General features: G+C 53.5%; 13 protein-coding genes. 12 read left to right on the top strand and 1 reads right to left on the bottom strand.

Going from position 1 to position 20,320, the window contains the following annotated elements:
- Positions 1–335: 335 nt before the first annotated feature.
- Entirely contained in the window at positions 336–1,520 is a 1,185-nt protein-coding gene (locus D7M11_RS20290; RefSeq protein WP_120749075.1) for a helix-turn-helix domain-containing protein, read from the bottom strand.
- A 168-nt stretch (positions 1,521–1,688) separates the two neighbouring features.
- Between D7M11_RS20290 and D7M11_RS20295 the strand changes: the two genes are divergently transcribed.
- The 12 genes from D7M11_RS20295 to D7M11_RS20345 all read left to right on the top strand — a co-directional run bounded on the left by D7M11_RS20295 (position 1,689) and on the right by D7M11_RS20345 (position 20,268).
- Positions 1,689–2,522, top strand: coding sequence for a sulfurtransferase (locus D7M11_RS20295; RefSeq protein WP_120749076.1), 834 nt, complete (start codon positions 1,689–1,691; stop codon positions 2,520–2,522).
- 15 nt (positions 2,523–2,537) lie between these two features.
- The gene (locus tag D7M11_RS37780; RefSeq protein WP_275671720.1) at positions 2,538–2,660 is read left to right on the top strand and encodes a hypothetical protein; all 123 of its coding nucleotides are present in this window, start codon (positions 2,538–2,540) and stop codon (positions 2,658–2,660) included.
- Positions 2,636–3,823 carry an LLM class flavin-dependent oxidoreductase gene (locus tag D7M11_RS20300; RefSeq protein ID WP_120749077.1) on the top strand — a complete coding sequence of 396 codons (1,188 nt, stop codon included), beginning with the start codon at positions 2,636–2,638 and terminating at the stop codon, positions 3,821–3,823. Before D7M11_RS37780 ends, D7M11_RS20300 begins: the two co-directional genes overlap by 25 nt.
- Positions 3,820–5,154 (top strand): LLM class flavin-dependent oxidoreductase, encoded by a 1,335-nt coding sequence (locus D7M11_RS20305; RefSeq protein ID WP_120749078.1) that lies wholly within the window; start codon positions 3,820–3,822, stop codon positions 5,152–5,154. Before D7M11_RS20300 ends, D7M11_RS20305 begins: the two co-directional genes overlap by 4 nt.
- A gap of 33 nt (positions 5,155–5,187) precedes the next feature.
- On the top strand, positions 5,188–6,078 hold the full coding sequence (locus tag D7M11_RS20310; protein ID WP_205127088.1) for a transporter substrate-binding domain-containing protein: 891 nt from the start codon (positions 5,188–5,190) through the stop codon (positions 6,076–6,078).
- A gap of 6 nt (positions 6,079–6,084) precedes the next feature.
- The gene (locus D7M11_RS20315; RefSeq protein WP_120749079.1) at positions 6,085–6,786 is read left to right on the top strand and encodes an amino acid ABC transporter permease; all 702 of its coding nucleotides are present in this window, start codon (positions 6,085–6,087) and stop codon (positions 6,784–6,786) included.
- Between the two features lie 17 nt (positions 6,787–6,803).
- Positions 6,804–7,514, top strand: a complete 711-nt coding sequence (locus D7M11_RS20320) for an amino acid ABC transporter permease (RefSeq protein ID WP_120749080.1) — start codon at positions 6,804–6,806, stop codon at positions 7,512–7,514.
- Entirely contained in the window at positions 7,511–8,263 is a 753-nt protein-coding gene (locus D7M11_RS20325; protein ID WP_120749081.1) for an amino acid ABC transporter ATP-binding protein, read from the top strand. The genes D7M11_RS20320 and D7M11_RS20325 overlap by 4 nt, the downstream gene beginning before the upstream one ends.
- Positions 8,264–8,426: 163 nt before the next feature.
- Complete coding sequence (sigK, locus tag D7M11_RS20330; RefSeq protein WP_120749082.1) at positions 8,427–9,128, top strand: RNA polymerase sporulation sigma factor SigK; 702 nt, start codon at positions 8,427–8,429, stop codon at positions 9,126–9,128.
- Between the two features lie 459 nt (positions 9,129–9,587).
- Complete coding sequence (locus tag D7M11_RS20335) at positions 9,588–10,937, top strand: extracellular solute-binding protein (protein WP_158606740.1); 1,350 nt, start codon at positions 9,588–9,590, stop codon at positions 10,935–10,937.
- Positions 10,938–11,007: 70 nt separating this feature from the next.
- Complete coding sequence (locus D7M11_RS20340) at positions 11,008–16,389, top strand: carboxypeptidase regulatory-like domain-containing protein (protein ID WP_205127089.1); 5,382 nt, start codon at positions 11,008–11,010, stop codon at positions 16,387–16,389.
- A 153-nt stretch (positions 16,390–16,542) separates the two neighbouring features.
- Entirely contained in the window at positions 16,543–20,268 is a 3,726-nt protein-coding gene (locus tag D7M11_RS20345) for a heparinase II/III domain-containing protein (protein WP_205127090.1), read from the top strand.
- Positions 20,269–20,320: the final 52 nt, after the last annotated feature.

Here is a 20,320-nt window from a genome sequence, read left to right on the forward strand (position 1 = left end):
AAATAGAGAGCGGCTCAATCTCTGCCGCGAGGCGAAGCCGCTGTCAGCCGATCTGGCAGCAGCGGAACCGAAAGTTCCGTTATGGTGCGAGGATTAGTTGGATACCGCTCGATAGCGGAAGTTCATGTTCCGTTAAGTCGGCAAAATAAGGCGAATCCAGCTCTTTCCAAGGCCATAGGGGAACAACTTGTTCCGTTATAGGGGGAACATGCAGCGTTTAGCGGAAGTTCCGGTTCCGTTCCTCGGCCGCGGTGTCCGCCCCTTATGCGGCATCGGCAAAGGAGATCGAACTAGGCCAGGCCTTCTATCGATACGCCCTGCAATAAGGCTTCTTATTACAGCATATGCCGCTGCCACTCTCCCTCAATCGGAGCGGCGGGAGGGACGGGCAGCTTCAGCTCCTGGGCCGCGATGCGAAGATAATGGATGGAATAGGCGATATCGGTTTCTGCGGCGGGTAAATGAGTGGATAGCGGAAAAACCGGATCGACATGCTCGATAAGCTTCAGGTCTTTCTTGTACAGCGCCGCGTCCCAGCGAATGTTCGCGATTGAACGGAGGACCGCTTCCAGCGGCAGCCCGGTTTCTTTGCAAACGGCCGGCGCCGCAAGCTGCGGTTGCTCGCGGAACAAACGGCTGGCGTGCAGGTGGGCTTTCAAATATGCCACCGTTATATCCTCATGGTCCCGAACCCAGCCCTTCTCCGCGGCTACGCCGGCAAAAAAGGCCGAGCCCAGCTCGCGCTCGAATATCGGCTCGCCGATCCGCTCGTGCCGGGCGATACTGAGATAAGGCTCCCACATCATAGTCGCGCCGAGTCTGCCCTGGCGCAAGCTCTCGAGGCTGTCCTCGATCGAGCGGTGAACGATATTCAGCTCGGGCAACTGGTAGGACTCCAGCATTTTTCTCAGCCGGTATTCGCTGTTCGTGCGGGTGGTCGTTGCGAGCGGGAGCGTAGCAAGTTCGGATGGATGCTCGAGATCGACTCCGCGCGGCACGACGAAGGCAAACCCGCTGCCTGGCGGCGACTTGCCTGCGCCGGCGAGCAGTACGGGATGGAAGTCCGGCATCATCCGGCCGAGCAATTGACTTACCGAGAAGGCGTAGTCTCCGAACGTTGCGATGTGAATATGACCCGCCAGTAAGCCTTTGACCAGCTCCATGCCGTCTTTTGCGCGGTGCCAGCGAACATCGATCCGGTCGTGCGGCCTTATGCGGGCCAGCTCCTTGTCGAGCAGGCCGAACGTTTTCATGACGATGGGGCTCCACATATGCGTCGAAACCGCCGTGTATCCGATCGTCAGCACCGGCTCGGAGGCGGTCTCGGCTAGAGTGCGGGGCGTGCGGACCATTTCGCGGTACCAGCGCTGAACTTCATATTTGTCAAAATAAATTTCTTTGCCGATCTTGATGCTCGGCAGCCGCTTATGCTTGCGCCAGCGGTCGATCGTCGAACGGCTGACGTCCAGATGCTCCATCACTTCCTGGATCGACATATAGTGCAGTTGGTCCTTCAGCATGCTTAGCCCAGCCCCTCTCTGGATGTAAAATATTGGGCATTTTCATCGATGATGGTCAGCGGCAACTTATTTTACTCAAATCGTTGACAATTCGCTTCATTAAACCTAGTATATCGATAAGAATTAAATGAATTCAACTGCTTTTTCAAAAAAAAGGAGTGGGTCCGATTGTCATCTACTGTCAGTGCCGAATGGCTCCGTGAGCATTTGCGCGATCCGGACGTGATCGCAGTGGACTGCCGGTTTATTCTGAGTAACCCGCTCGCGGGCAGACAGGCCTACGAGGCCGGGCATTTGCCGGGTGCGGTCTATTTCGATCTTGAGCTCGACTTGTCCGCGGAGGTCGGCCTTCATGGCGGAAGGCATCCGCTGCCTGATCCGGACTTGCTGGCGGCCAAGCTTGGAACTGCGGGTATCGGCGAGAATGCGATCGTTGTAGCTTACGATGATCAAGGCGGCGCAATGGCGTCGCGCCTTTGGTGGCTGCTTACGTATTACGGACATCCCCGCGTGTATGTGCTGGAGGGCGGGTACAGCGGCTGGAGCCGCAGCGGGTTTGAAATTACAACGGACGTCCCGTCCAGAGCAGGGAAAACGTTCGTTCCAAAGCTCCGGCGCGACTTGCTTGCGGAAACGGGCGACGTCGAACGGAGTCTCGAAGACCGGCGGACGATACTCGTCGATTCGCGCGAAATCCGCAGGTACAAGGGACTGGAGGAGCCGGTCGACAAAACGGCGGGCCATATCCCCGGAGCGGTGCATTACTTTTGGAAGGATGTGTTTACTTCCGAAGGACGTTTGAAGACGCCCGAGCTGTTGAAGGAGCATTTCCGGGAATTGGAGAAGTCCGAACAAATCATTGTGTACTGCGGGTCGGGAGTTACGGCTTGCCCGAACGTACTCGCTCTCGCCGAGGCGGGATTCACGAACGTCAGACTGTACAGCGGGAGCTGGAGCGACTGGATTTCATATCCAGAGAATCCGGTTGCGACACTGAAATGAAACACATATTGAAACATGAAACTGCTGACCGGACAACCGGAGGCTAAGATCGTCACACGCGGCAGCGGTGCGGTCTTGGCCTTTTTTGGTTCGGCAAAAGGAGAGTGGCGAACATGGGCATTCGAACGGGGCAAATGAGTCTTGCCGTTTCCGTTCAGGGGGCGGGCTTTTATCCACGAAGCTGGCGGCATCCCGGGGCAGAGCCGGACCGTTTGCTCGATCCGGCCTATTATTACACGCTGGCCCAAACCGCCGAACGAGGCAAGCTCGATCTGTTGTTTCTCGATCATACGGCCATAACCGACGGGCTGCGAGCAGCGGGCAGGGAGCCGGGCTTGCCGCTCGAGCCTTTCACGCTGCTTGGCGCGATCGCTTCGGTGACGAGCCATATCGGTCTTGGCGCGGCCGCATCGACAAACGCGATCGAACCGTTTGCCGTTGCCCGCCAGCTTGCGGCGCTGGATCACTTAAGCGGCGGCAGGCTCGCCTGGGTTGCAAGTATTGCCGACGAGACGGAGCCGAGGCGGCTGCGCGGCGGACCGCCGGAGCTAGCATGGACGGAGAAGCTCGCGCGGCGGCGGGAGTTTGTAGACGTAGCCGAGCGGCTGTGGGACAGCTGGGAGGACGGCGCCGTCATCGTCGACCGGGCTTCGGGCCGGTATATCGATGCGGGCAAGGTGCATCTGATCGATTTTGCCGGCGACTATTTCCGGGTGCGCGGACCGTTAAGCCTGCCGCGTCCCCCGCAAGGATATCCGGTGAGGATCGGCGTGTACGGCGATGAAGAGGAAGCGGCTGTTACGGGAGCGGACGCGGCGGAGCTTGTGTTTGCTTCGGCCGGAAGCGCCGAACAAGCCGCCGACTTATACAAACGGCTCAAATCCGGGATTGCCGCAAAAGGGCGTGCACCCGACAGCGTCAAGGTGCTGATGAACGTTACTCCAATACTGGGCTCTACCAAGGAGGAGGCCCGCCGGAGGGCGGCGGAGCTTGCAGAGTGCGCGGCCGAATCGCAGGAGGGGGTTATCGCTGCTTTGCCCGATCCGCACGTATTCGTAGGAACACCGGAGGGGCTGGCCGAGCGGATGGAGGAGTGGTACCGCGCTTACGGCAGTGACGGCTTTCACGTCAAGCCTGCTTTGCTGCCGGCCGGAATAGAGGAACTGGTAGACGAAGTCGTACCGATTTTGCAGCGAAAAGGGCTGTTTCGCACCGATTACGAGGACGGCGTCTTGCGCAGCCGTCTGGGGCTGCCGGATGTTCCGGCCCGTCAGCGGGACATAGAGGAGGCGAGGCGATGAGCGGCGCTAGGCAGCTTCATCTCGGCGTATTTTTGTTAAATACCGGTCAGCATACCGTAGGTTGGCGGCACCCGGAAACGGAGGCGGACCGTATGCTCGATATGAGCTTCTACCGGCAATTCGCCAGGCTGGCGGAGAAAGGATTGTTCGATACGATCCTGGTGCTCGAGCAGATCGCGATCGGCGAGCAAAACGGGAAAGTGCTCGAGGAGCGCCCGATCCCGACGCCGGACACGTTAACGCTGCTGTCGGTCATGGCTTCGGCGACGGAGTATATCGGACTGACCGGCACGTTGTCCACGACCTACAACGATCCGTTCCATGTCGCCACCCGTTTCGCTACGCTCGACCATCTGAGCGGCGGCCGCGCCGGCTGGAACATGGTCACCTCGCAGGACCCGCGTCTCGCTTCCCAGTACAGCAAGGAGGCGCATATGGACCATGCCGAGCGGTACCGGCGCGCGAATGAATTCGTCGAAGTAGCTATGAAGCTGTGGGATAGCCGCGACTATGGAGCACTGCCGGCGGATCGCAGATCCGGGCTTTATTACGATCCTGCCAAAGTGCACAAAATCGACCATAGCGGCGACTTTTTCGCGATACAGGGCAGCTCGTACGTTCCTCGCCCGATTCAGGGGCATCCGGTTTTGTTTCAGGCAGGGTCTTCGGGGAGCGGCATGCAGTTCGCGGCGCAGAAGGCGGAGGTTGTGTTTACCGCCCAAGATAACCTGCACGACGCGAAGGCGTACTATACGGCGCTGAAAGGAATGCTGAGCCAGTACGGCCGCATGCCCGGTCAGCTTCATATATTGCCAGGGCTTTCGCCGTATCTCAGCTCGACCGAGAAGGAGGCGAAGGAACGCGAGGAGCAGTTTAACGAACTCGTGCTTCCCGAAATCGCGGTGAAGACGCTGTCCGGCACCATTGATGTGGACCTGAGCACGTATCCGCTCGACGCCCCGTTTCCGTACTGGGAAATCGATCCGGCGTCGAACAACAGCAAGAAAAGCAGGCTCCAGCTGCTGAAAGATCTGGGGGAGCGCGAGAAGCCGACGATCCGGCAAATGAGCAAGCACGTGGTCTCCGCCGGCGGACATCATACGTTTACCGGCACGCCGGAGCAGCTGGCCGATCTGATGGAGCAGTGGCACGACGAGGGAGCGTGCGACGGGTTTAACATTATGCCGTCCCATTATTTCCGCGGACTCGAGGAGTTCGTCGAGCAAGTCGTGCCGCTGCTTCAGAAGCGGGGCCGGTACCGAACCGAATATACGGGAAGCACGCTGCGCGACCATCTCGGTCTTGCCCGTCCCGTCAACCGCTGGTCATAGCCATAAATCCATTTTGCCAAAGGAGAAACCGACATGAATGTATACACCCGCAAACCAATGCACGCACTATTAATCGTCACTGCAATACTGCTGCTGCTTGCAGGCTGCGGAAAGGAGGCTACGCAGGCATCCGCAGGCGGCCAGTCGGGATCGTCCGCCAAAACGACGCCGAAAGTGGTCAAAGCCGCGTTGAATACAGTCCCGGTGCCGCTGTTCAGCTATTTGGACGAAAACAACAAACCGGCCGGCTTTATGATCGACTATTTGAAGGAGCTGGAGAAGAAGCTGCCGGATTACAAATTCGAGTACGAGTCGGCCGACAACGAAGGCCAATTGATCGGGACCGATACCGGGAAGTATGCATTCGCCGCAAACTTCTGGTTCAAAAATCCGGAGCGCGAGAAAAAGTATTTGTACCCGCAGCAGGAATTCGGCTACTCCATTACGGCGCTTGCGGTGAAGCCGGAACGAAACGATATCAAGACACTGGACGATCTCGTCGGCAAGAAGCTGGTACCGATGACGCCGGTATCCGGGTTCCGCTACATTTTGAAAGATTATAACCTGAACCATCCCGGCAAAGAGATCAAAATCGAAGATGTGGAGAAAACGACGCCGGCCGACGATCTGAAGCTGGTGGAGTCGGGAAAATACGATGCGCATTTGCTGAACGTCGTCCATTTTGAAGATGCGGTCAAAAAGCTGAACCTGAATTTGAAAGTCGGCGGCATTATTTCGAAGGAACCGGTCTACCTGCTCTTTAACAAAAACCAGACGGAGCTGGCCAAAATCATCGACGAGAAAACAGTGGAGCTGATCAAGGATGGGACGCTGCCGAAGCTGTCGGAGAAATGGTTCCGCGTCGACGTCTTCAAAAGCCTGGAGTACGTACAGCAAGGCTATAAATTCCGGAAAGACGGGTAAGCGGACATGGGCGCGTCCGGATGGGATACAACGTTAACCTTGATCCAGCGGATTGCCGAGCGGCTGCCGATCACCCTCTCGATTTTGCTGCTGTCACTGTTGTTCGGCCTTTTGCTCGGATTCGGAATTGCCGTCGTTCGCATTCAGCGAAGGCCGATCCCTTACGCTCTAGCTACGTGCTACATTTCCTTCATGCGCTGCACGCCGACGATCGTTCAGCTGTTTCTCGTATACTACGGGCTGCCGCAACTGCTCATGCTGGCGGGCGTCGATGTGAACGGTTGGGATAAACTCATTTTCGCCGTTATCACCTTCTCCCTGCACAGCGCGGCCTATTTTTCCGAGGTCATCCGCTCGGCTTATCTCGCCGTAGGGATCGGCCAACTGGAAGCCGCATACAGCATCGGTATGAGCAGCGGACAGATGCTGAGACGGATCGTACTGCCACAAGCCTTCGGCATTGCCATTCCGAATCTGGGCAACAATGTGCTCATTTTGCTGAAAGAAACGTCGCTCGCCTTCTCGATCGGCATTACCGATATGATGGGGCAGGTGCAGATCATTTTGGGCAATAATTACGGCGCGAACAGCTTGCGGATGTACATGATCGTCGCGCTTATGTACTGGGTGCTGAGCGCCGCTCTCGAGCGGGCGTTCGTCGGAATGGAGAAGCGTTACCGGAAGGGCCGGGTCACGTTGGCGGGTTAAACAAGGGAGGAGGACGTATGGAATTCAGTTTACAATTCGCCATCGAACATATGCCGCAGGTGCTGAAAGGCGTGCCCGTTACGATGCTGATCGCCGTCATTTCGATGCTCCTCGGTACGCTGATCGGTTCCGCGATCGCTCTGTGCAGGCTGTATCGGGTGCCGGTGTTAGATAAACTCGGCGCTTTGTATGTATCTTTCATTCGCGGGACCCCGCTGCTTGTGCAAATTTATGTGGCGTTTTACGGAACGCCGCTTCTTCTTGACTTGCTTAGCGAAAAATGGGGCTTGCAGCTTCCGCTAAAGGAAATATCGCCGCTCGGGGTCGCACTGATCGCGTTTACGATCAATTCGGCGGCCTACCAGGCGGAGGTCATCCGGGGAGCGCTCGGCGCGGCCGACTCCGGCCAGATGGAAGCGGCGTTGTCCGTCGGGATGACGACCCGGCAAGGACTGTGGCGCATCATCGCACCCCAAGCGTTCCTCGTAGCCGTTCCAAACCTGGGCAATATTTTTATCAATTTAATCAAAGGCACGTCGCTTGCTTTCGCGATTAAGGTGATTGAGATGATGGCGCAGGCGAAAATCGTTGCGGGCGAAGGCTACCGGTATCTTGAAATGTACGCGGACGCTTCCATCGTCTACTGGATCCTCTGCTGGCTGTGCGAACGGCTGTTCGGCTGGCTGGAGGGGAAATACAGCCGTCACGAAAGGAGGATGGGGTTATGATCGCCATATCGAATATAACGAAATCGTTCGGCCGCCATCAGGTGCTGAAGGGGATCGATCTGAGCGTGTCCACCGGGGAGGTCGTGGCGATTCTTGGACCTAGCGGCTCGGGCAAAACGACGCTGCTGCGTTGCTTGAACTACCTGGAGAGGCCGGATAACGGCAGTATCGCCATAGGCGATTTTGCCGTGGACTGCAAACGGGCGGGGAAAAAGGACATCCTTCGGCTCCGCCGGAAGTCGGCGATGGTATTCCAGCAGTACAATCTGTTCAAGCACAAAACCGCGCTCGAGAACGTGATGGAAGGGCTCCTCGTCGTCCAAAAACAGCCCAAGGAGGAAGCGAAGGCCCGAAGCATCGCGCTGCTGAGCAAGGTCGGGCTCGGCAGCAAACTGGATGCGTACCCGTCGGAGCTGTCCGGCGGCCAGCAGCAGCGGGTCGGCATCGCTCGGGCGCTCGCCTTGAATCCCGAGGTGATCCTGTTCGACGAGCCAACCTCCGCGCTCGATCCCGAGCTGGTGGGCGAAGTGCTGGCAGTCATCCGCAGCATCGCGAAGGAAGGCATTACGATGATTATCGTCACCCATGAGATGGGATTTGCCCAGGATGTCGCAAGCCACGTCGTCTTTATGGACGGCGGTGTAATCGTGGAGCAGGGGAAGCCGAGCGAGCTGTTCCGCGCTCCGAAGGAGGAGCGGACAAAGCAGTTTCTGAACCGGATTCGGCCGGAGCTGAACTATTCGATATAAGGAGGGCATGGTCCGGACGGACTGTGCCTTTTTGTTTGCGCCTTTTGTCGACAGCGAGCCGGCTGCCCGAAGCGGCGGAAAATTAGTATTTTCATTCCGTACAGGCACTGTTGGGTAAACGCCCACATAAACTGTAACTAACTCTTCATAAGGGGTGACAGCAGTGTTTGGACTTTTTTCGAGTATTACGTTATTCATTAAAGAACTATTATTGCTCGTTTCTTACGTTAAGAATAACGCCTTCCCCCAGCCTCTTGCGGAAGAGGATGAATTAAAGCATTTGAGACAGATGGCGGAGGGAAACGCTGTTTCCCGTAACCTGCTGATCGAACACAACCTGCGCCTCGTCGCCCATATCGTCAAAAAATTCGACAATACCGGGGAAGATTTGGAGGACCTCATTTCCATCGGCACGATCGGGCTGATCAAAGCGATCGAATCGTTCTCGCCCGACAAAGGGACCAAATTGGCCACGTTTGCGGCGCGCTGTATAGAAAATGAAATTTTGATGCATCTGCGCTCGCTCAAAAAGACGCGCAAGGACGTCTCTCTGCACGACCCGATAGGAACTGATAAGGAAGGCAACGAAATTACTTTGATCGATATCCTCGGTACCGAAGCCGACGATGTCGTCGACAAGGTTCAGCTCAAAATCGAGAAATCGAAAATATATAAAAATTTGGATATTTTGGACGATCGCGAAAAAGAGGTCGTCGTCGGCCGATTCGGCCTGGAGCACGGAGGGGAGGAACGGACGCAGCGGGAAATTGCCAAGGAGCTCGGCATCTCGCGATCATACGTGTCGCGCATTGAGAAGCGGGCGCTGATGAAGCTGTACCATGAGTTTTATAAGGCGAAGCGGTAGAGGCCAATTGCCTGGACAATTTGAACACGCCTTCAATGGTTTCGCTATATCAGGCCTTCGAGCCGGAAGCGCTCGGCTCCTGGCAAAACGTGCGACGGCGGCAGCCAGGATAGCTCAAGGCTTATAAAAAAGAAGATCGTCAATCATTCGGCTCGTTCGGGCAGAGGATTGGCGATCTTTGCCTTTTAAGCCCTTATAACATCATATTGCACCGACTCATAAAATAAACCAAATAAACGAATCCGACGCATTACATTACAATTGACAACATTGCTTATTAAATTTACACTCGAATTGTATTGGTGATTCCATAATATGGGTTAACGACTCGTAAAAAAAATTTTTTTATGAGTTGATTGAAAAGTAAAGACGACTATGTGTGCTGCCTCTCACACATCCGGGAGGGGGGAAAGCTGTAAGAGCGTACTACATTTTAGGAAAACAACACGAGGTGTAATCATGCGGAATCGACCGACGAAAGTGCAGTTCCAGCAAAAAATCGAACATATAAAGGAATTGCTTCAGCATGCGATGATGGACGGAACTTATAAAGCGGGGCAGTTCCTGCCAGCAGAAAAGCAATTGGAGCGCATGTTCGGTGTTAGCAATTATGCACTGCGAGGCGCACTTGACCAATTGGAGCAAGAGGGCTGGATCGAGAAAATCGCTAGCATTGGCAACAAGGTTGCTGCTCAGCGTCCCCCTGTCAAACTGATGCTTGTATGTAATGCAGTTATGGAGAGGAACTTGCAGCTCTCGGGATTACTGGAAGATTTTCATCGTTTATACCCGTGGATAACGATCCATATGGTTGAATCTGGAGGCCAGTACAATCCGAACAGGGAATATCACGATCTGGTTATGCTCGATAATGTGCAGTTTCAGTATGCTATCGAAACATACGGCACGAATGTGTTTGCGCCGCTGCATGTGAATACTCGCATGTATCGCAAAATCGAGCAGATGTTTTACTGCGATAATAGGCAGCACATGCGTTCAATCGTGGTGTCGCCTCTTGTGCTGTGCTACAATAAGGCGCATTTCAGAGAGCTGGGCTTGGCCGAGCCTGATGGAAGCTGGACATGGGAGGATTTGATTCACCACGCGGAAATGCTTTCCGACGGCAAAGGCCGCTACGGTTTTACATTTTTAATTCAATCGATGTACCGCTGGCCGTTATTTTTGCTGCAAAGCGGGGAACGTTTTGAGCGGGAAAAGGGTCAAGTCCAATCGATCATGGGGTCGAAGCTGCTGCAAAGCATTACTACATCCAAAAACATCCTGCATAATCGAAAAGCGGTGCCCTTTTATTTATCAGAAAGCAACTCGGATATTGATCGGATGTTTATAGAAGGCAAGCTATCGATGACGTTGAATACGTACATGGGTTTAAATTCGTGGAATGATTCCAACATCGAATACGATATAGCGCCTGTTCCGCACATTCATCAGATGAGCACGTTTGTCCTAGGGCTAGGGATCGGTGTAACGCGCGCTTCCTCACATTTGGAAGAAGCAAAGCTGTTTATTGAATATTGTGCCTCTGAACGCGCTCAGCAGCATATTTGGAATCAAACCTTAAGCGCTCCTTCGCTTGCAACGTTACCATGCACATTGAATGACAAAACGTTATACACGCCTTCGCGATATATGCTGTATCGGGAGACGCTGGGGACGTTTCGTTCTTTAACCGAACTGAATATCCCGATATCCTCGTTTCAAAAATTAACCAATTTAATGAAACAATATTGGGCAGAAATGCTGGACGAACAGCAGCTTTGTGAGCGGATCAGCCTTGAAATTAAGTAACCGTTATTCGATCGATAACGACAAAGGAGTGAACATGATGAAGCTAATAAAAAAATGGACCTCCGGTTGTATGTCCATCATTATCGCAGCTTCTGTTGCAGCTGGCGTGCCGCTGCCCGTAAAAGCAGATCCTGTAGATCCGCAGCCGATTGCGCATCGATCAGACAAATGGGCGGTTATACCGGAATGGTCGGCAGATCCTGTCATTGATGGCCAACTGGATGAATCGATCTGGAGCAGCGCGGCGACCGTCAATCAGTTTTCAACCTTTTACTACAACCAGCCTCCGACAGGCAGCGCCGAATACAAGCTTGCTTACAACGACGACACCCTGTATATCGGCGGAGAAATTTCACGAACGGAAGCAGATACGCTGCAAAATATTGTCGTGCTGCTAAGTCCCGCCGATGCAATAACGGATGGCATTCGAAATTTTCAGGCGATAACGATTCCGTTAAGCACGGCACAGCAGCCAACGCTGACGACGGTTTGGAATCCATCGCCTGATGTGAACAACTTATCCGCGGATGATGGCAAAGTTGCGTTGACCGCTTACGACTTTCAGAAAGCGGTTACAACCAATTCCCTGATTATTGAAATGGCGATTCCGCTGACGAGTATCGTTCCAACGGGCGTCCATGCCGGCGACGAATGGCGAATGAATATAATTCATGTTCAGAACTTATATACACAGCCATTCAGCTCGTGGGTGCCGATCCGCAACTCGGACCAATGGCATGAAGCAGGAACGACCGCTCGCGTGCGCGCCAGCGTGATCGATCAAGACCGGCTGGGAAGCATTTATTTTTCGCGTTTACCCTACTCGTTAGTTCCGTCCGGAAACAGTACGGTCCTATGGGATACATATGCAACTCACACCCTATTGGAATATGACGGGTTAACAACAAAGAAAATCACATTCAGCGCATCCGATTTGAGTGGAGTCGGTACGGGGAATTACTCGTCACTCACGTCTGCCGATGTTCAGCTCTATTGGAAAGCGGCGAAAGGTCAGTGGCAGCCGCTAAGTACGTTTACATTAACGAACAGCTCAGGCGATTATGAGCTGAGTTTTACCCATCCTTTCCCTACCGTCCAAGGCATGTACAATGTGCAGGCGATTATTAAACCCGCTTCCGCATCAGAACGAAGAGTGGCCGTCTTTACATTTGATCGCGAGGCCTATATCGATGCAGGCAATGCCTATTTCGAGGCGCAACATCCAGCTTCGCCAGGAACGCCGACGAAAATCGTTTCGTGGAGCGCGGCATCGACAACCGTCAATAACATTATCGCGATGATACCGCCACAGCCAGGGTTTATTTTTGTCGGTTTGCCGGAAATGCCGGATTTATATCCAGGCAATCTGTATACATTGGCCCCGGATAATCAATCGATTATTGCTACGCGAACATCAACCGTTTATCCAAACAGCACTTATCCGGAATCAAACGCGCTTACGCTAAAAAACGGCAAAGATGAAACGATTTCGATCCCGTATTATGAAGCGGTAGGGACGAAATATTTTATTACCGCGCATAAGTGGTATTTGCAGAAGAAAAAGGCAGTAACGCAAATTACAAGCCTCGTTAACAGCGATCCGCTCGGTGCAGCACGAATATTGTATGCGTTTGCACAGGCGTATGAAGGATACAACCCTACTGTGGACCGTGTAGCGGGCAGCAACCATGCCAATCTTTCGTTCGATAAACGTTCCGGCCCTCCCTATGCGTATTGGGGCGGAATTTGGGATCGCTGGTGGTACAATGATCTGCCCACGATAAAGCCGTTGCTGCAAGCGTATACAAACCTGAAGCAATCGAATGCTTTCAGCGTATTGTCCACAGAGCTGGGTTTTGACGCGGAGCAATATGTGGTGGATCGTATGATTATCCCGTCGACTGAATTTGTGCTCACCTACCCGGATTATTTAGGCAATATGTCATTCCAGCCTTGGTCGGGCTTAATCGAAGTGGGCAAGGCATTAAACAAACCGGACTACGTCCATCGCGCTGTGGAGCAGATCGATCGCATGGCATCGACGATGTTTTTGTCGGACGGCTACTGGCAGGAAGTCACGCAAAGCTATCATCTACAGACGGTAAATGGAATGAAAGCCGTTACCGATGCGCTGAAAGGCTACAGCGACCCAGTCGGTTACGTATCGCCGCGCACAGGAAAACGGTTTGATAATCTGGATATGGAAGAAGAGTATCCGATCATCGGCAAAGCCATTGAATACGGCAATAAATTGGTGTATCCGGATGGTAAGCTGCTCCCGATTATGGACACTTGGGCAAATGCCAGCGTATCTGCGCCCATTATTAATGACGGCTCGTTCCTGATGCCTGCGGCTCGAATCGCACGGCTTGTCGGCGGGGAAGGGAAAAGCCAGACTCAGTTGAACTTGGCCTTCCAGCCGAAATACGGTCACGTTCATAATGACCCGTTGAATCTGACGCTTTACGCGCAAGGGCAGGAGCTGCTGCCGGATCTGGGTTATACGCACAACTCGATATACCGTTACTTTGCGTTATCGACCATGAGTCACAATACAGTCGTTGTGAACAGCAGCAATATGAACGTCAACAGCACAGCCAAGCATGGCGGCAATATTGAAACGTTTGTGCCAGATAGCGGTTCCTTCCAGACGACTCGCGCCAGCTACGAAAGCGCCTATCCGGTAACGGATGAGTACAGCAGGGAACCGTGGTTTATTCCATTTGCGGGTGGTACTGGCGAGCAGGGCTATGTGCTTGACTTGTTCCGCGTATCGGGCGGCAGCCGTCATGAGTATACGCTGCAAGGCGATGCGAATCGTGATGCTTATTTTGAAACCGACCTGACGCTGGACGATTACGGCCCCCATTTATTGCCTCCGGGTACTACGGTCGTTCAGCCGACAACGAACAGCTCACCGGGTTCGGCAGAAGGGCATTATCCCGGCTACATTTACGTTCGCGATGTGAAAGAAGCGGAGCTCGCAGGCGATCGCTATGACGTAACCCTCGTTACGGAAACGGACGGTACGCCGGGAGCCAAGATGAATATTACCGGATTTTTGGAATCCGGCTCAAACGAGCTTTACCTGGGTCGTTCGCCTTCGCTTCGCTCGATTCGTTTGAACGGTTCGTCGATGGATAATAACGACGAGGTTGTGAAATACACGATGCCCAAGCTTGTGCTGCGTCGTGATGGAACCGATTTGAAGAGCACCTTTGTAACGGTGATGGAACCGTACCGCGGTGACGATTCGCGGTTGGAAGTCATTGAAAAGCTCGTCCCTACCTCGGCTCCGGAGGGCGCTGTTGCGGTAAAAGTGGTGTATGGCGATACGACGGATATTATGCTGAGCAATCCGAACCACCCAACGACGCCTCTCGTTGTCGGCGATATTACGCTTACTGGCGAGCTCGGCTTTATCCGCTTGATCGACGGTCAAGTGCGGGAGATGACCTTGCAGGGCGGAACGCTGCTTCAGAAGGGGGCGCAGCAGGTGACCTCGGCCGGCGCAAAAACAGGGACGATCGTAGAAACGAAGCGGCTCGCGGATGGCGATAGCTATAATGCGCTCGTTGTCGATACGAGTGTCGGCAGCGAAGCTGTCGGTCAATATGTGATCGTGACGCATCCGGACCAATCGACGATGGGTCTGGAAATCGGTCAAGTCATCCCAAGCGGAAGCAACACCATTCTCGTGCTCGCCGAGCATGATCCCGGATTTACGATTACGAGCACGGGCGATTCCCATCAGACGTATTATCCGGCCAAAGAGTGGACGGGGAATCACACGTTCAGCATCAAAGGAAACAGCAAAAGCACATTTACGGCCGGAACGCCGGTCAGCGGCAGCAATACGGTCACCGGATATGTACGGGATGCGGACAATAACCCGTTATCGGGTGTAACGGTACACGTTGCAGGCTTAACCCATAATTCGGTTGTAACTGATACTTACGGACAGTATACGCTGACGAATGTGCCTGCCGGCGCGCAATATGTAACGGCGAACAGAGCGGATTATGTGTGGAGCATTTCCGGCAAGTTCACCGTTGCCGGTACGACAACAGCACCGACGGTATATCTGACGAAGCCGCTTCCGCCGAAGCTTGAAAATGTGACGAAATACGGCGCGCTGCTTGGCGATTCGATTGCTGCCACAAGCACGGGAGCTGGGGCAGCCCATCTCGTACCCGTGGGAACAGCCGGCAACAAGGTTGCGATTGAAGCGGCCTCGCTGCTGAATGGCAAAAGGGTCACGACTAGCTCAGGTGTGCCGTTTACGATCAGTACGTCTGGATTAACGGCCGGACGTTATATGTTGTATGCGATTGGAGCTTCGGGGCTCGTATCGGAGGGCCAGCCGCTTGCCGTTCTTCCGGTCAATATGAAAGCTATGGATAATTCAAGTCCGCTCATCACCTACGTCGGAAAATGGGATTCGTTTTCCAACTCCTTATACAGCAATGGAACGATGATGCTTGGACGCGAGAAAAATGCGATCGCGCATATTCCGTTTTATGGGACAGCTGCGCAGGTGATTGCCGACCGGCATACTGCGCGAGGTTTGATGAAGGTGTATGTGGACGACGAATATGTAACGACGATCGATCTATACACCAGTCCGATTCAGTATCAGCAAGCCGTATTCAGTACGGGGACGTTGGCGGAAGGCGTGCATAGGATTTCGCTCGAGGTCGTCGGCGAACGTTCTACGGGCTCGACAGGGATTAACGTTTCGTTCGATGGACTCAGCATCACGCTGCCGCTTCCGTTTGAGCTGTATGACGTGACGACAGGCGCAGTGACAGTCGGACAACCGATCGCAGCAACGAGCGGGAAAGCCGGAACGTTATATCTGGTGCCCGAAGCGACTACGCCAAACGCAACTTCGATTATGGCTGCTGTATATGGTACGGGCGCTTCCGTTTCGGCGCTTGCGGATCAATGTGTGACGCTATCGACGTATGGCTTATCAAGCGGATGGTATAAGGTGTATGGCATTGATACGTTCGGCCGAGTATCGGTCGGCTCCGCTCCGATTGCCGTCGTTCCGGTTCAGTCCGGAACGTACACGATTGATGATACGAATGCGATGGTCCATTACACGGGCGACTGGAGGAACTTCACGTCTACCTCGTACTATGGCGGCACGATGAAGCTCGGATTTGAAAGTCAAGCCTATGTGGAGATTCCGTTTTACGGAGGCGCGGCATCGCTTATAACAGACCGGCATACGGCTCGAGGTAAGGGCGATATTTATGTGGATGGCGTGTATGTGACGACGGTCGATTTTTATAAAAGCAGTCCGATCCTCTACCAGCAAGTCACCTTTCATACCGGAGCGTTGCCGGAGGGAGCTCACGTCATACGGGTCGTGGCCAATTGGACCCATCATGCAAGCTCGACGGGCTACACCGTTCCTTTCGATGCATTAAAAGTAAATCCATAAAGGGAAATGGGCATGAATAAAAAAATACGGATTTATACAGGAGCGACTTTATTGGTGCTTGGCGTACTTGGCGGAATATTCGGGATATTACAGAGCAAACAACCACAACCAAGTGAAGGGACAGGGAAGGATGCGGCTGGAGCTTTCCAGCCGATGTCCTCCAAATGGATCGTTGCGGCACGAACGGATGCGGCCCCGGTTATCGACGGAAAACTGGATGAACCGATGTGGAGTCAAGCGGTACTGCTCGATACGCTGCAGCAAGCTTTTTCCGCTAACCCGTTGCCTTATGAAGCCAATTATAAGCTTGCCTATGATGAGCAGCATCTATTTATTAGCGCCGAGATCGCGAAGGCTGGCGCTCAAGACTTGGATCGGGTCGAGCTGGCGTTCAAGCTTCCTTCTGCACGGAGCAGCAGTTCGACGTTAGCGGATGGCAACGAAAATGAGGAGCCATACTTTTTAGTATCGATTCCTGTCGTTGCAAAAGGCGACCCCGTTATCCAGACGATCTGGAATCCTGATCCGGACGTTGCGAATTTGTCGGCGGATCGCGGAAGGCGAATCGTATCCGGTGTGCAGTTTAAGCTGAATGAAACTGAAAAAAATCTGGTATTGGAAGCCGATGTTCCGTACAGCGAGATCGTGAAAGCCTCGAAGGATTCGATCGCAAGCCAAATTCGTGAGGGCGATGAATGGCGCATTAACGTCATGCATGTTCATAAGCTGTATACGCAGCCGCTGGCCTCCTGGGTACCCGTTCGCAACTCGGACCAATGGCATGATTCAGGTGCAACCGCTCGTTACCGCGTCAACCTGATCGACCAGGACCGGCTTGGAACCGTTTATTTTGGCAAAGCCAAACAAGCAGATAAAGCAGATAAGCAGGGAAGCCAAGCACAGCAGCCGGATAGCTTAATGGCTCAAAATACGACGATGGTTTACGACAGCTACACGAAAAAGCGGCTTGTCACAACCGTTCAAGGCTCCAAAATATCGCCTGAACAAATCGAGCTTTATTGGAAAGAACCAAACGGCAAGCGCGAGCAGTTATCGAATGTAACGTTGCGGTCTGCGGGCAAGGCAGGGCGCGATCAAGTTACGCTTGAGCTGGAATTTGAGCATCCGTCGCCGCTGCTTCCAGGCATTTACGAGCTTCAGCTCGTCGTGCAGCAGAAGCAGCGTGCAATGGCGTTATTTCAGATCGACCGGGAAACGATGATCGCTGCGGGCGAAAGCTTGTATAAGGCTCAAGTTGCTGCGGCAAATGCAAATGTGGCGAAAGATACAAGCCCCCTTCGCGAGGTGGAATGGAAGGAGCCATCATCGACGGTTCAAAGCATTATGGATTTGATTCCTCCGCAGCCCGGATTTCTGTTTGTCGGTTTGCCGGAAATGCCTGAATTGTATCCGACGAATTTATATCAGCTGAGCGCAGACGGGAAAAGCTTGGTCGCAACGAAAACAGGCACGAAATATCCGAACAGCCGGTTTCCCGAAAACAAAAAGCTGCAAGCGTATAACCGTAAGGGAGAGCTGGCAGAAATTCCGTATTATGAAGATGAGCAAGGCCAGCGTTTCTTCATCACGGCCCATATGTGGTATTTGCAAAAGTCCAAAGCGATCAGCCAGATGGCGGCGCTGTATCCGCGTGATCCGCTTGGAGCCGCCCAAATCTTGCAGGCATTGGCTAAAGCTTATGAAGGCTACAACCCGACGGTTGATCGTGTAAGCGGCAGCAATCATGGCAATCTCATGTATGATTACCGAGCCGGCCCGCCGTATGCCTATTGGGGAGGGATCTGGGATCGCTGGTGGTATAACGATTTGCCGAACATGGCAGGTATTTTTAATGCGTATGGTTTCTTGAAGCAAACCAATGCGTTTGAGGTCATGAAGGCGCATACGGGCGAAGATGTCGAGAAGCAAATCGTGGAAAACATGCTAAAGCCTTCGATTGAAATGATCCTGACGTATCCGGAATATTTGGGCAATATGTCGTTCCAGCCGTGGAAGGGACTCATTACTGCGGCGAAAATGATGAAGGAGCCGGATTATATTCATCGCGTCATCGAGCTGTTGGAGGCGATGGTGAACGGGATGTTCCTGTCTGACGGCTACTGGCAGGAAGTTACGCAAAGCTATCATTTGCAAACCGTGGCCGGCCTTAAGGCGGTAGCCGATCAATTAAACGGATGGAGCGATCCGCCGGGCTACATTTCGCCGCGTACGGGGAAGCGATTTGACAAGCTTGAGATGAAAGATAAGTTCCCAAGCTATAACCGGGTGATGGAGATCGGCAAGCGTCTCGCTTACCCCGATGGTCGAGCGCTGCCGATTATGGATTCGTGGGCAGTCGATCGGGTCGCCGATGCGAAAACAGGCGGACCTTCGTATGTATTGCCTGCCGCGCGCATCGCTCGTTTGAACAGCGGCCAGGGTTTAAATCAAATGCAATTGTACTTGGGCTTCCAGCCGAAGTATGGCCATGTGCATTATGATTCGTTAAATTTGTCGCTGTTTGCGAAGGGTCAGGAGCTTTTGCCGGATCTCGGCTACACCCACAACAGCATGAATCGCTGGTTCGCCTTATCTACGATGTCGCATAACACAGTCGTCGTAAACAGCAGCAATTCATTGATCGGTGCAGACGCGAAGCATGGCGGCAGCCTTCGTTCCTTCATTCCGGGCAGCACGTTCCAGACGATGCGGGTCGATTATGAGTCAGCGTATCAAGTAACCGACACGTACAGCCGTGAACCATGGTTCATTCCGTATGCCGATGGCAAAGGCGAAAGCGGGTATATCGTTGATGTGTTCCGTGTCTCCGGCGGTTCGAGACATGAATACACACTGCAGGGCGATGCCAATGTCGATGCCGAATTCACGACCGGTCTGGAGCTAAGCGACTATGGACCGTATTTGCTGCCTCCGGGGACGAAGGTTGAACTGCCGACGACGAATTCCAGCAGCGGCAGCGCAGAGGGCCAATATCCGGGCTACATTTATGTGCGCGATGTGAAGCAGGCGAGCTTGAAGGGCGATCAATACCAATTGACGATCAACACCTCCCATACAAATGCCGAAGCGGCAAAGCTGAACATTACAGGGCTGTTAGAGCCAGGCAGCAATGAGCTGTATCTTGGCCGGTCACCGTCTCTGCGCTCGCTGCGGGTTAATGGCAAGCTGTACGATAACGATGACGAGGCAGACAAATACACGATGCCGAAGCTGGTGCTTCGCCGTGACGGAACAAACTTGAAAAGCACATTCGTTCATGTGATGGAGCCCTACAAGGATGCGCCTGCACGGATTACGGAAGCGGTGCGGTTGCCGCTGAAAAACGCAATTGAAGGAGCGGTTGCGGTGCAGGTCACGTATGGCGATACGACAGATATTATGATTAGCAATCCATATGCGCCTGATCAGCTGCTGGAAGCCGGCGATGTGAAGCTGCGCGGTGAGCAAGGCTTTATCCGAATCGTCAACGGCGTTGTAAAAGAAATGAACGTAATTAACGGAGCTTTGCTCCAATGGAAGGACCAATCGCTTTCTGGGGAAGCCGCTGTAACGGGAACTGTTGCGGGTACCCAGCGCATTGCGAGTGGCGATGAGGCTGATGCGATCGTTGTCGATCAAGATGTACCGGCTTCCGCAAAAGGAAAATACGTCATCATCGAGCATCCGAGCGGTCCGACAACCGGCTTTGAAATCGGCGAAGTCGTCAAGAAGGATGGCAAAACGATACTGATCTTAGCTGAGCATGATCCCGGCTTTTCGTTTCATGAGGATGGCACGAGCAAGCAAAACTTTTATCCGCATTTCACATGGGATGGCAAGCATACGTTCAAAATTGCTTCGATTACGAAACAGCAATAGTTGAAGCGGTAGGAAACAAAGCGACGACTTGGTTCCTCAACTCGCCAGTTGG

Source organism: Paenibacillus ginsengarvi (assembly GCF_003626695.1).
Classification (GTDB): Bacteria; Bacillota; Bacilli; order Paenibacillales; family NBRC-103111; genus Paenibacillus_AB; species Paenibacillus_AB ginsengarvi.